The organism is Microbacterium sp. OVT16B, assembly GCF_019969705.1.
Classification (GTDB): Bacteria; Actinomycetota; Actinomycetes; order Actinomycetales; family Microbacteriaceae; genus Microbacterium; species Microbacterium natoriense.
Window position 1 is genome coordinate 527014 of sequence record NZ_JAHXZA010000001.1, and the last position, 12001, is coordinate 539014.

The following is a 12001-nucleotide window of genomic DNA, read 5'->3' on the forward strand; positions in this document are numbered from 1 at the left end:
CGTCCTCCCGCATCCGACCATTGGAGCCACCGTGGCCGAACAGTCCCGTCTTGACAAGGTCATCGCCCTCGCCCGCCACCGCGGGTTCGTCTTCCAGGCGGGTGAGATCTACGGCGGTTCGCGTTCCGCGTGGGACTACGGACCCCTCGGCACGGAGCTGAAGGAGAACATCCGCCGGCAGTGGTGGCAGACCTTCGTGCGCGGCCGCGGCGACATGGTCGGTCTCGACTCCAGCATCATCCTGCCCAAGCGCGTGTGGGAGGCCTCCGGCCACGTCGCGACCTTCACCGACCCGCTGGTCGAGTGCCTCAGCTGCCACAAGCGTTTCCGTGCCGACAACCTCATCGAGGACTTCGAGGCGCGCAAGGGCCGCAAGGCCGAGAACGGCCTCGCCGACGTGCCCTGCCCCAACTGCGGCACCAAGGGGCAGTACACCGAGCCCAAGTCGTTCTCGGGCCTCGTGAAGACCTACCTCGGCGTCGTGGACGACGAGTCGGGCCTGCACTTCCTGCGCCCCGAGACTGCGCAGGGTATCTTCGTGAACTTCTCGAACGTGCTCACCGCATCGCGCAAGAAGCCGCCGTTCGGCATCGGCCAGGTGGGCAAGGCGTTCCGCAACGAGATCACACCCGGCAACTTCATCTTCCGCACGCGGGAGTTCGAGCAGATGGAGATCGAGTACTTCACGCCGCCCGCCGAGGCGCAGGAGTGGTTCGAGCACTGGGTCGAGGCCTGCTGGGACTGGTTCATCGATCTGGGCATCGACGCCGACAACATGCGCCGTTTCGACGTGCCCGAGGAGGACCGCGCGCACTACTCCGCCGGCACCATCGACGTCGAGTACCGCTTCGGCTTCCAGGGCAAGGAGTGGGGCGAGCTCATGGGCGTCGCCAACCGCACCGACTACGACCTGTCGAGCCACAGCGAGGCCTCGGGTTCGTCGCTGTCGTACTTCGACCAGGCGTCCGGCGAGCGGTACACCCCGTACGTCATCGAGCCGTCGTTCGGTCTCACCCGCGCGATGATGGCCTTCCTCGTCGACGCCTACGTCGAAGAGGAGGTGCCGAACGCCAAGGGCGGCACCGATGTGCGCACCGTGCTGCGCCTCGACCCTCGCCTGGCTCCGGTCAAGGTCGCCGTGCTGCCGCTGAGCCGCAACGAGAACCTGTCGCCGCTGGCCCGCGAGGTCGCCGCGACGCTGCGCAGCTCCTGGTCGGTCGACTTCGACGACGCCGGCGCCATCGGCCGCCGCTACCGTCGACAGGACGAGATCGGCACGCCGTTCTGCGTCACGATCGACTTCGACTCCCTCGACGACCGTGCCGTCACGGTGCGCGACCGCGACACCATGGCGCAGGAGCGCATCTCGATCGACGAGCTGCACCAGTACCTCGCGGAGCGCCTCAAGGGCGCCTGAGCATCCTCGTCGGGGTCGCCGCGACCCCCGCCCGTCTCGAGACCCCCGCCTGCGCTCACCGCAGGCGGGGGTCTCGTCGTCACGCCGGGGCGTCGACGGCAGGCGGCTTCGGAGAACCCGCGACCGCACGGGCGTAGCGCTCCGAGAGCAGCTGGAGGCGCGGGATCAGCTCCGGCGGGCTCTCGACCGTGAAGTCCATCATCAGCATCCCGATGTAGGTCGCGACCGTGTCGAGGCTGTCGGCGCCGGTGACGAGGATGCAGTGGCTGTCGTCGACCGGCTCCACGACGCCGACCGCGGCGTGGATGCGGTCGAGCACCGCCTCGGCCGGCGCGTCGATGCGGAGTCGGGCGTGCACGATCCAGCCGCTCACCGCGATGGTGCGCATCGCGAACGCGGTGTAGTCGCCGCCGGGCAGCGGCTGTGGGGAGAAGCGGCGGTGCGTCGCCATCCGCAGGCGCATCCGGTCGACGCGATACGTGCTCCACTCGCCCGACTGCGGATCGCGCGCCACGAGGTACCAGCGCCGGTGCCAGGTGAGCAGGCGGTAGGGCTCGACCAGGACCGGCGTGTCGTCGAGGTCGAAGCGCAGCCACTCCTCGTCGCGGATCGCGCGGGCGATGGCCTGCAGCGCCGCGGCGTCGACCTCGGGGTCGGGAGCATCCGTGTCGTTGTTCTCCGGCGCCCTGTCGACGCTCGACCGCAGCGCATCGACGGTCGGGCGCAGGTGCGAGGGCAGTACCTGCTCGAGCTTGGCCAGCGCGCGGGCGCCGGACTCCGCGACCCCGGCGATCCCGGCTGCCGCGCGCAGCCCCACGGTCACCGCGACGGCCTCCTCGTCGTCGAGCAGCAGCGGGGGGAGCTTGCCGCCGGCGCCGAGCCGGTATCCGCCCAGGGAGCCGCGCGTCGCATCGACGGGATATCCGAGCTCGCGCAGACGATCGATGTCGTGACGGATGGTGCGCGTGGAGACGCCGAGCCGGGAGGCGAGCGTGCGTCCGGAGCGCTCCGGCTCGGCCTGCAGCAGGGCCAGGAGTGCGAGCAGACGGGCGGTCGGATCGGCCACAGAGATCCTCCGAAAAGAAGTTCTTCCATTAGGAACGAATCCAGCCTAATGCGTTCCTACAGTCGAGATATGGAAAACAACACCCTCTCCCTCAGCCCCTTCACCGTCACCGTCTCCGCCGCCGAGGTGGCCGATCTCCACGACCGGCTCTCCCGCACGCGCCTTCCCCAGCCGTCGCCCACGGACGACTGGGACGCAGGAACCCCCAACTCCTACCTCCGCGACGCCGTCGCCGCCTGGCGGGCGTTCGACTGGGAGGCCGCGCAGGAGCGGATCAACTCCTTCCCGCACTTCACGACCGAGATCGACGGACAGCGCATCCACTTCATCCACGTCCGCTCCGCTCACGAGGGCGCGACCCCGCTCCTCCTCGCGCACACCTACCCCGGCTCCGCCGTCGACTACCTCGAGCTGATCGACCTGCTCGTCGACCCGGCCGCTCACGGCGGACGCGCCGAGGACGCGTTCGACGTCGTCATCCCGGACGCCCCCGGATACGGGTTCTCCCAGCCGCTGTCCGCCGCCGGCTGGACGACGGCGCGGGTCGCCGCGGCCTACGACACGCTCATGCGCGCCCTCGGCTACGACAGCTACGGCATCCACGGCTCGGACAACGGGGCGATGGTCGCCCGCGAGCTCGGCCTGCTGAACCCCGAGGGCTTCCTCGGACTCCACGTGCTGCAGCTGTTCTCCTTCCCCTCCGGCGATCCGAGCGAGTTCGAGCGTCTGGAGCCGCAGGACTACGCGGGGCTCGAGCACATGCAGTGGTTCCAGTCGGTCGGCGGCTACAACACCATGAACTCGTCCCGTCCGCAGACGGTGTCGGTCGGCATCAGCGACTCGCCCGTCGGTCTGCTCGCCTACAGCGAGCTGTTCAACTCCTTCGGCAACGGCACCTCCCTCGTGCCGCTGGAGAAGATCCTGCTCGAAGTCAGCGTGAACTGGTTCGCCAACGCGGCATCCGGCATGTCCCGCAGCTACCTGGAGAACGCGCGCGCCGAGGCATCGGATGCCGTCAACGCGGCGCCGACCGGAGTCGCGGTGTTCGCCGACGACTTCCAGACGATCCGGGTGTTCGCCGAGCGCGACAACTCGAACATCGTGCACTGGAGCCGCTTCGACGAGGGCGGGCACTTCGCAGCCCTGGAGCGTCCGGACGTGCTGGCCGGAGACATCCGCGCCTTCTTCGCAGGACTGCGCTGATCATCGGCATCTGCCTTTCCGCGCCTCGAGACCCCTGCTTCTCGCCGTGGCCCCCGATACATCAGGGAGCCGCGGCGAGAAGCAGGGGTCTGCACGTCGCCCGAGAGCGGGCGGATGCTCGGTCCGATAAGGCCGATACGGTGAGGTCATGACAGACGAAGCCCGACAGCGTCGCCGCACCTGGGTGAGTGGCGGCATCCTGCTCATGCTCTCCGCGCTGGTCGGATTCGTCGCCCGATTCGAGCTCTCATGGGTCAGCTCGGCAGGCGAGGTGCTGTGGGTCCTCGGGGTGCTCGTCTTCGTCATAGGTCTCGGCCGGGCAGGAAGCGTCACACGCCGACGTCCCGTCGCCACGACCGTCGTCCTGTCGCAGTTGGTGCTCGCGAGTACTCCGATGCGGATGGCTCTCAACTCCCTCGTGCCGGAGATCCCGGGCAACCCGAACGCCGAAGAGGATGCGTGGGGAGCCGTCATGTTCCCTTACTATGTGGTGCTGTTCGCGATCACGATCCTCGCCGTCCTGCTCATCGGTTTCGTGGATGCGCTGCCGCGGCCGTGGGGCTGGGCTCCTGCCTGGGTGTTCGTCGGATCGGGTGTCGCCATGGTGGCCTCGATGATGATGCCCTTCGATGATCAGGCGGTCGTACTGCGGAGGATCCTCTTCGACGTCCCTGGCGCAGGGATCCTGTTGCTCGGGGTGCTGGCGATCATCCTCGGCATGAGGACGGCGCGCGTGGAGGAGATCGACCCGCTCAGCCGGTGACGGTGAGCTGCACCTCGGGGGTGCCGCCCGCCTCGACCCACGCGAGCGAGCGCTCGAGGATGCCGCGGAGCACGTCGAGGTCGATCTGCTCGAGGTCCTTGATGTAGAGGCAGCCGGCGCCGGTCGTATGCGGTCCGAGCGCGGCGAGGGCCTCGGTGTGCGCGGCGACGCCGTCGAACAGGTAGATCGTCGTCGCGGCCTTGCGCGGAGCGAAGCCGAGCAGTCCGCTGTCGCCCTCCGTGCCGGTCGGGTAGCGGTAGTGACAGGAACCGAAGCCGATGATCGTGCCCCAGGTCGCAGGTTCCCGCCCGGTGATCTCCTGCATCAGCGCGGTGAGGGTCTCGGCATCCCTCCGGCGGATCGCCGGACTGGACCGCGCGATGAGACCGGCGACGTCGTCGCCTGTCGGCTTCACTTCTCCGCCTTCGCGGCCGCCTTCATCGCCTTCTTGTGCTCGCGGACCTTCGTCAGCGACTCGGGCGAGACGATGTCGGCGACGCTGCGGTACGAGCCCTCCTCGCCGTACGGAGCCGACGCCTCGCGCCAGCCGTCGCCGGTGAAGCCGTACTGCTTGCCGAGCAGGGCGAGGAAGATCTTCGCCTTCTGCTCGCCGAAGCCCGGCAGGGTCTTCAGGCGCTTCAGCACCTCGGCGCCCGAAGGGTCTCCTTCGGTCCACAGGGCGGCGGCGTCGCCGCCCCAGTGGTCCACGAGCTCCTGGCACAGGGTCTGCACGCGTGCGGCCATCGAACCGGGGAACCGGTGCACGGCGGGTGTCTGCTTGAACGCCTCGAGGAACTCGTCGGGGTTCAGATGCGCGATGGCGGCGGCATCCGTCGCCCCGGTGCGCTGCTCGATCTTGAGGGGGCCTGCGAACGCGGTCTCCATCGGAACCTGCTGATCCAGCAGCATCCCGACCAGCAGTGCCAGGGGGTTCTCGGTGAGCAGGGTGTCGGCGGCGGTGTCTCCGGTGATGTGAAGGGCCATGAACCCATCATCCCTCACGGCGGCCGTCGTGGTCAGAGCCGCTGCAGTCGGGTCAGCGGACCCTCGAGTCGCGCGATGGAGAGCTTCAGGTCGCTCAGCTGACTCTCCAGCTCCTGGAATCGAGCGTCGATCTTCTCGAACCGCGCGTCGACCTTCTCGAACCGTTCATCGATCTTGTCGAACCGCAGGTCGATCTTCTCGAACCGCGCTTCCAGCTCTCGCGACTGCCGCGCGAGCAGTCCGGCCACTCCGCCGAGCACCGTCAGGGTGAAGGCGAAGAGAGCGATGATCATTCCGATCACGTCCGGGGACACGAGCATCCTCCCATCCTGCGCCGATGACGCGGCGCTGTCACGCATCCGACCGTAGGACCGGCAGGGGTGGGGGAGGAGCGGCGGGTGCCGGGAGGCAGCGACTCTGTGGAGAACCGGTGCTCTCCCGGTTCCTGTGGAGAGCGGGTGGAGCTCAGGCGCTCGCCGCGTCGGCGATGTCGTCCTGCGCCGGCTCGATGCCGTACAGGGCGGCGAGAGCCGACGTGAACTCGTCGGCCTTGCCCGATGCGGCGAGCTCGTGGGCGCGCACGGTCGGCGTGTGCAGTAGCACCCCGGCGAGATGGCGCAGCGCCTGCTCGACTCTGCCGTCCTCGTCGCCGCGGGCGCGGGCTCGGTCGATCTCGGTGTCGAGCAGGGAGAAGATGTGCGAGCGGAGGGCGACGACCGCCGGAGTCACGCTCTGACGGGAGCCCACGACGTGGAAGGTCTCCGCCGCCTCGCGCACGACGCTGCGCGCGGCATCCGTCGCCTGCAGCTCCTCGAGAGGGGCGTGCAGGCGGATGGTCTCGAGGTCGAGCAGGGCGACGCCCTCGAGCGTCGCGACGGCGGGGTCGACGTTGCGCGGCATGCCGAGGTCGACCACGAGCCGGCTGTGCGAGCCGACAGGGCATCCGACCGCTGCGGCGCCGACCGGCAGCTGCAGGTGCTCGGGGCCGAGGACGGGCTCCGTCGCGGTCGTGCAGGTGATGAGGAGGCTGGAGCGTGCGGCCGTGCGCGCGTAGTCGTCGGCCGACACGGCGCGGATGCCGTGCTTCGCGGCGAAGATCTCGGCGCGCCCCGACGGCGAGTAGACGGAGATGTTCTCGGCGCCGCGCTCACGGAGCGTGGCCAGGGTGACGGCGGCGTAGGCCCCGGTGCCGACGAGCAGCACGCGCTCGGCCGACCAATCGGCGATGCGGCTGTCGGCGAGCTCCAGAGCGAGGCGGACGAGCGAACGCCCTGCACGGCCCAGGGCGGTGACGTTCTTGACCTTGCGCTGAGCCTGGCTGGCGCGCTGGAACAGGCGCTCGAGCTCGGGAGAGGTCGTGCCGTCCTTGCGGGCAGACTTCAGTGCGCGGCGCACCTGGCCGGCGATCTCGCCCTCGCCGGACACAACGGATTCGAGTCCGGATGCCACGGAGAAGAGGTGCTCGGCGACGCGACGGCCCGAGTGCACGGCGTAGGCGCCGTCGAGTTCGGAGGCGGGAACACCGGTCGCGGACTCGACCGCTTCCAGCACGGCTTCCACGCCGACGGCTCCGGCCGCAGTGACCGGCTCGTCGATCTCCACGTACGCCTCGAACCGGTTGCACGTCGCGAGAACGACCGCACCCTGCACGCACGGCGTCAGCCCCACGAGGGTGGGTGCGACGTCGTCGGGGGTGCGGCTCAGGCGTTCGAGCAGGTCGAAGGAGGCGGTCTTGTGACTCGCCGTCACACACAGCAGCACACGACGATTCTACCCGAGCCGCGGTGGGCCGGGTTCGGCGGTCCTTTCGCGGTTCTCGGCCGGGGTCGCGCCAGAACTCCGGAGAACCGCCCGCCCGTACGCCGGACAGCTCCGGGCAGGCGCGGGATCATGCGCCCACCCGGGCAGGCGCGGCCTCAGATCTCCGGAGTTCTGGAGCGCAGCCGGCCCATAGATCCCGGATGGGAGGATGGACGCATGGCCCTCTCTGACGCTCCGCTGCTGCGCGCCCTCGCCGGACACCGACCCGAGCAGACCCCGGTCTGGTTCATGCGACAGGCGGGTCGGTCCCTGCCCGAATACCGCGATCTCCGCGTCGGCACGAGGATGCTCGACGCCTGCCTCACTCCGGAGCTCGCGGCGGAGATCACGCTGCAGCCGGTGCGCAGGCACGGCGTCGACGCGGCGGTCTTCTTCAGTGACATCGTCATCCCGCTGCGCCTCGCCGGCGTCGAGGTGGAGATCGAGCCTGGGCGCGGTCCGGTGTTCGCCAACCCGGTCAGGACCGCGGCCGACGTCGAGCGGATCACCGCGATCGACCCCGCCGACCTCGACGGATCCGCCATCGCCGCCGCCGTGGGGATCGTCACGGACGAGCTCGGCGACACCCCCCTGATCGGGTTCGCGGGGGCCCCGTTCACCCTCGCCGCCTACCTCGTGGAGGGCGGGCCGTCGAAGGAGCATCTGCGCGCCAGGGCGATGATGCACGCCGATCCCGAGTCCTGGAACCGCCTCGCCGGCTGGCTCGCCCGGGTCTCGCGCCGCTTCCTGGAGATCCAGAGGGATGCCGGAGCCTCCGTCGTCCAGCTGTTCGACTCGTGGGCGGGGTCGCTCAGCCCGGCGGACTACCGTGCCTTCGTCGCTCCGCACTCGCACGCGGCGCTGGCCGGCATCGGCATCCCGACCATCCACTTCGGCGTCGGCACCGGTCCGTTCCTCGCCGACATGCGCCTGGGCGGCATCGCCGACGGCGTAGGAGTCGACTGGCGCCAGCCGCTCGACGAGGCCGCGGCGATCCTCGGCGACGGCGTCACCGTGCAGGGCAACATCGACCCCGCGCTGCTGAGCGCCCCGTGGCCGGTGCTGGAGGCGCACGTGCGGGAGGTCCTCGAGCGGGGCCGCGCGGCCCGCGCGCACATCCTCAACCTCGGTCACGGCGTGCCTCCGGAGACGGATCCCGACCAGCTCACCCGCATCGTCGAACTGGTGCACGCGGTCTGAGGGGCTCCGCCCCGGTTTTCCCGCATCGTCGAACTGGTGCGCGCGGTCTGAGGGGCTCCGCCCCGGTTTTCCCCACGTCTCCCCGCTGCGCGCAGGTGCGGAGGAGTTCGCACGTTCGGGAGCACCTCGCGCGTTCGGGAGCACTTCGCGCGTTCGGGAGGAGTTCGCACGCTCGGGAGCACCTCGCGCGTTCGGGAGCACCTCGCGCGTTCGGGAGGAGTTCGCACGCTCGGGAGGAGCCCTGCGCGTGATTCCTCAGTCCGAACGCGCTTTCTCCTCCCGAACGGCGGCGCGGCGGGGGATCGGCGCGGCGGGGGGCCGGAACGGCGGCGCGGCGGGGGATCGGCGCGGCGGGGGGCCGGAACGGCGGCACGGCGGGGGTCGGCACGGCGGCGCGACAGAGGTTCAGCACGGCCACGCGACAGAGGATCGGCACGGCGGCGCGACGGAGATCAGCGGCGGCGGGGGAGTGCGATCCTCAGGTCGCTCAGCCCGAACCGGCCCTCCGGGAGCGCGGCGCGGATCCGCTCGTCGGTGAACCCGCGTGACGGACGGATGCCCACGGGCGGCTCCGGTGCCGGCGGAGCGGCCTCGCTCACGCCCTCCGCGAGCATCCGGGCCTGCGCTCTCGCCACGAGCGGCACGACCATGAGCCGCTCCGTGATCCGCGCGAGGAGGCGGATGGTCCACACCGGCACGGGGAGGTAGGCGGGGCTGCGATCGGCGACGCGGGCGATGCGGCGGATCGCCTCGCCCAGAGTCACCTCGTCGACTCCCATCACGGCCACCGTGGGGTCGGGGATGCGGCCTTCGAGGGCGGCGACAAGGACGTCGACCGCGTCGTCCACGGGGACGGGGCGTGCGGTGCGCTCGCGGAAGCCCACGGTCCAGAAGAACGGCAGCGTCCGCACGGCCTTCGTGACGTGGTCGACCATGTGGTCGCCGGGTCCGTAGATCATGCCGGACTTGAGGATCGTGTGCGGGATGCCGGAGCCGCGGACGATCTCCTCCGCCTCCCACTTCGACTCGTGATAGCCGGAGCCGCAGTCGGGGCGCGCCCGCAGGAAGCTGACCATCACGATGCGGCCGACCCCTGCTCGCCGCGCGGCCTCGACGACCGCGCGGGTCCCTTCGACGTGCACGCGGCGGAAGGTCTGGTCGCCGATCTCGCGATTGATGCCCGCGCAGTGCGCGACGGCGTCGCACCCGCGGAACGCCTCGGTGAGCGCATCGACGTCGGTGACGTCGACGCCGTTGCGACGGGAGACGACGACCGCATCCTCGAGGCGTGCGGCGAGGTTCCTCCCGACGAAGCCGGTGCCTCCGGTGATGGCGACGCGCATCTTCACTCCTTCGCTTGTTAGCTATCTGGCTAAACAGTAGTCATCACGCGTCCGGACGGCAAGAGGGAACTGTTTCCGACGGGCGGCAGCTCTCGTGACGCGCTCGCGATGAGCGAGGATGGAAGGCATGACCGCACGCCCTGAAGACCTCGCCGCCCTCGCCGCAGAGAAGCACGTCATCGTGATCGGCGGCGGCATCGGCGGGCTGATCGCGGCGCGCGAGTGCGTGAAGGTCGGCATGCGCGTGACGGTGCTGGAGGCGGCGGATGCCGTCGGCGGCGCGATCCGTCGGGCTGACCTCGGAGGCGTCGCGGTCGACGCTGGCGCGGAGAGCTTCGCGACGAGGGGCGGGCACGTCAGGGCGCTGCTCGACGACCTCGGCCTCGCCGACCGCATCGTCGCCCCCGCAGCGGGCGGGGCCTGGCTGGCCGGCATCCCCGGTGTGGGAGCGGCGCCGCTGCCGGTAGGCGGCATCCTCGGCATCCCCGCGAACCCGTTCCAGGACGACGTGCGCCGCATCATCGGCTGGTCCGGCGTCTGGCGCGCCTACCTCGACCGCGTGCGCCCGCCGCTGACGATCGGCCACAACCACAGCCTCGGCAAGCTGGTCTCCTCCCGCATGGGCGCGAAGGTGCGCGACCGCCTGGTCGCCCCGGTGACGACAGGGGTGTACTCGGCGCTCCCCGAAGACGTCGACGTCGACATCGCCGCCCCCGGCCTCAACGCCGCGCTCACCAGCGTCGGCTCGCTCTCGGGCGCCGTGCAGGCGCTGCGCGACGAGGGCGCCGCCCGTTCGGCGAAAGCGCCGGGGTCCGCGGTCGAGGGTCTCGACGGCGGCATGTCAGGGCTGGTCGATGCGCTCGTCGCCGACATCGAGAGCCTCGGTGGGGTGGTCCGCACCGGCGCGGAGGTCTCCGGCGTCTCGCGGTCGGATGCGACGTGGACGGTGACGGCCGAGATCGCTGCGGCTGATACGGACGCGCTCGCCGCACCCGCCGACGGCACGAGCGAGGAGCCCGCCCCCGAGGAGCTCGTCCTCACCGCGGATGCCGTGATCGTCGCGACTCCGGAGGCGACGGCCCGTGAGCTCCTCGCGTCCTCGGCCCCCGCGCTCTCGCGCACCGACGCGGCGACCGCCCCCGAGATCGAGATCGTGACTCTGCTGCTCGATGCCGCAGAGCTCGCCTCCGCGCCGCGGGGCACCGGGGTGCTGACGGTGCCAGGCTCGCACACCGCGAAGGCGCTCACCCACTCGAGTGCGAAGTGGCGGTGGGTGCGTGAGGCGGCCCGCGAGCGGCAGGTCGTCCGGGTGTCGTTCGGCGCCCAGGGCGAGCCCGCGGCGACGTCGGCGCTGGACGACGCGGATGCGGCGAGGCTCGCGCTGCGTGAGGCATCCGCCCTTCTCGGAGTCCCCCTGGACGAGAGCGCCCTCGTGGCCTCGCATCGCGCCCGGTTCGTGCAGTCGCAGCCGGCGTCGATCATCGGATCGGGCGATCGTCGTGCCGCCGCCCGTGCGGCTGTGCAGGCGGTGCCCGGCCTCGCCGCCGTCGGCGCGTGGCTCGCGGGGACCGGCCTCGCCCAGGTGATCCCCGATGCGAAGGAGGAGGCGGACCGCCTCCGCCGCGCGCTGCTGTGGGGCTGATCGCCCTCCGATGAGGACGTCTTTCGTCATCTGCTTGTCAACCCCCTCACGTGTAGATGCCGAAATCGGCATATGGGGTTACGCTGGGTACCTGGTCGGCGGTTCCGAATCGCCGGTTCGCCTCAGGCGTCCACACCGGAACTACGTAGAGGAGACCCCATGAAGGGGAAGATCGGACTCGTCGTCGGACTCGGCGTCGGATACGTCCTCGGCACGCGAGCCGGGCGCGAGCGCTACGAGCAGATCAAGACGCAGTGGCTCAAGGTCTGGCACCTCGACCCCGTCCAGGAGCAGGTCACCAAGGTCAAGTCCTACGTGGGCGACAAGGCTGCGGCCGTCCCCGGCGCGATCTGGACCGGCGTCGTCAAGATCGCGAAGTCCGCCAGCGGCAACGGCACTCCCGGCCAGCGGCTCGACTCGGCGATCGCCACCGGCAAGGACGCGGCAGACGACCTCGCCAAGGCGACGGAGGATGCGGTGGCCGAGGCCAAGCGCCGAGCGGAGCACGACGCGAAGAGCACGACAGCGAAGAAGCCTGCCGCGGCGAAGAAGCCCGCGGCTCCGAAGAAGGCCGACGACTGAC

At 70.6% G+C, this 12001-nt stretch carries 12 protein-coding genes; 6 read left to right on the forward strand and 6 right to left on the reverse strand.

What is annotated here, in order from left to right; genetic code table 11:
- The first annotated feature begins 31 nt into the window (after window positions 1-31).
- Window positions 32-1417 (forward strand): glycine--tRNA ligase, encoded by a 1386-nt coding sequence (locus LC438_RS02485; RefSeq protein ID WP_105674376.1) that lies wholly within the window; start codon window positions 32-34, stop codon window positions 1415-1417.
- A gap of 79 nt (window positions 1418-1496) precedes the next feature.
- Here the strand turns inward: LC438_RS02485 and LC438_RS02490 are convergent, their stop codons facing one another.
- On the reverse strand, window positions 1497-2483 hold the full coding sequence (locus LC438_RS02490) for a YafY family protein (protein WP_223585740.1): 987 nt from the start codon (window positions 2481-2483) through the stop codon (window positions 1497-1499).
- Between the two features lie 69 nt (window positions 2484-2552).
- Here LC438_RS02490 and LC438_RS02495 point away from each other — a divergent pair, with 69 nt between their 5' ends.
- Together LC438_RS02495 and LC438_RS02500 are read left to right on the forward strand one after the other, a co-directional pair.
- The gene (locus LC438_RS02495; RefSeq protein ID WP_223585741.1) at window positions 2553-3686 is read left to right on the forward strand and encodes an epoxide hydrolase family protein; all 1134 of its coding nucleotides are present in this window, start codon (window positions 2553-2555) and stop codon (window positions 3684-3686) included.
- 148 nt (window positions 3687-3834) lie between these two features.
- On the forward strand, window positions 3835-4449 hold the full coding sequence (locus tag LC438_RS02500) for a hypothetical protein (RefSeq protein WP_223585742.1): 615 nt from the start codon (window positions 3835-3837) through the stop codon (window positions 4447-4449).
- On the opposite strand, the gene LC438_RS02505 is transcribed toward LC438_RS02500, so the two are convergent.
- From LC438_RS02505 to LC438_RS02520, 4 genes are all read right to left on the reverse strand, one after another.
- Window positions 4439-4864, reverse strand: coding sequence for a DUF1801 domain-containing protein (locus tag LC438_RS02505; RefSeq protein ID WP_223585743.1), 426 nt, complete (start codon window positions 4862-4864; stop codon window positions 4439-4441). The genes LC438_RS02500 and LC438_RS02505 overlap by 11 nt on opposite strands.
- Window positions 4861-5433 (reverse strand): HhH-GPD-type base excision DNA repair protein, encoded by a 573-nt coding sequence (locus LC438_RS02510; protein ID WP_105674274.1) that lies wholly within the window; start codon window positions 5431-5433, stop codon window positions 4861-4863. Before LC438_RS02510 ends, LC438_RS02505 begins: the two co-directional genes overlap by 4 nt.
- 32 nt (window positions 5434-5465) lie before the next feature.
- Window positions 5466-5753 carry a hypothetical protein gene (locus LC438_RS02515; protein ID WP_223585744.1) on the reverse strand — a complete coding sequence of 96 codons (288 nt, stop codon included), beginning with the start codon at window positions 5751-5753 and terminating at the stop codon, window positions 5466-5468.
- A gap of 145 nt (window positions 5754-5898) precedes the next feature.
- Window positions 5899-7194, reverse strand: a complete 1296-nt coding sequence (locus LC438_RS02520) for a glutamyl-tRNA reductase (protein ID WP_223585745.1) — start codon at window positions 7192-7194, stop codon at window positions 5899-5901.
- A gap of 216 nt (window positions 7195-7410) precedes the next feature.
- Here LC438_RS02520 and hemE point away from each other — a divergent pair, with 216 nt between their 5' ends.
- Window positions 7411-8433 (forward strand): uroporphyrinogen decarboxylase, encoded by a 1023-nt coding sequence (gene hemE, locus LC438_RS02525; RefSeq protein ID WP_105674268.1) that lies wholly within the window; start codon window positions 7411-7413, stop codon window positions 8431-8433.
- A gap of 452 nt (window positions 8434-8885) precedes the next feature.
- Here hemE and LC438_RS02530 read toward each other — a convergent pair whose 3' ends face one another.
- Window positions 8886-9776, reverse strand: coding sequence for an NAD(P)H-binding protein (locus tag LC438_RS02530; protein ID WP_105674266.1), 891 nt, complete (start codon window positions 9774-9776; stop codon window positions 8886-8888).
- Window positions 9777-9903: 127 nt separating this feature from the next.
- Between LC438_RS02530 and LC438_RS02535 the strand changes: the two genes are divergently transcribed.
- Together LC438_RS02535 and LC438_RS02540 are read left to right on the forward strand one after the other, a co-directional pair.
- The gene (locus LC438_RS02535; RefSeq protein WP_223585746.1) at window positions 9904-11418 is read left to right on the forward strand and encodes an NAD(P)/FAD-dependent oxidoreductase; all 1515 of its coding nucleotides are present in this window, start codon (window positions 9904-9906) and stop codon (window positions 11416-11418) included.
- A 159-nt stretch (window positions 11419-11577) separates the two neighbouring features.
- The gene (locus tag LC438_RS02540; protein ID WP_105674264.1) at window positions 11578-12000 is read left to right on the forward strand and encodes a hypothetical protein; all 423 of its coding nucleotides are present in this window, start codon (window positions 11578-11580) and stop codon (window positions 11998-12000) included.
- Window position 12001: the final 1 nt, after the last annotated feature.